Annotated in this window: 1 protein-coding gene; it reads left to right on the top strand. The window is 64.3% G+C overall.

The features are described 5' to 3' along the window. Positions 1–48: 48 nt before the first annotated feature. On the top strand, positions 49–535 hold a 487-nt coding region (locus N2041_RS14765; RefSeq protein ID WP_297679390.1), incomplete at its 3' end, for an SDR family NAD(P)-dependent oxidoreductase.

The following is a 535-nucleotide window of genomic DNA, read 5'->3' as shown; positions in this document are numbered from 1 at the left end:
ATATGATAGCGTGCATCTTCCCGCTCCATCGTCAGAAGGAAAAACGCCATGGTGGATTTCTCCCTCAAGGACAAGATCATTCTCGTCAACGGCGGCAGCCGCGGCATCGGCGAAGCCATGGCCCGGGAATTCGCCCGCCTCGGGGCCACCGTCATCGTCTCCTCCCGCCGCCAGGACGGTGTGGACGCCGTCGCCGGCGCCATCCGCGACGCCGGCGGCAAGGCCCTTGCCGTCGCCTGCCACACCGGCGACGTCGCGCAGGTAGACGCCCTCTTCGACCGCATCAGGAACGAATTCGGCCGTCTCGACGTCCTCGTCAACAACGCCGCCACCAACCCCTACTTCGGCCCCATGCTCCACGCCAGCGAGCAGGCCTTCGACAAGACCTTCGAAGTCAACGTCAAAGGCTACTTCATGATGGCCCAGCGCGCCGCCGCGATCATGGTGGACCAGGGCGGCGGCAGCATCATCAACATCGCGAGCATCGAAGGACTCAGCCCCTCCCCCATGATGGGCATCTACTCCATGACCCTGT

This window comes from Tepidiforma sp. (genome assembly GCF_026419595.1).
Classification (GTDB): Bacteria; Chloroflexota; Dehalococcoidia; order Tepidiformales; family Tepidiformaceae; genus Tepidiforma.
The sequence above is the reverse complement of the archived record's forward strand: the minus strand, read 5'-3'. Positions and strand labels throughout refer to the sequence as shown.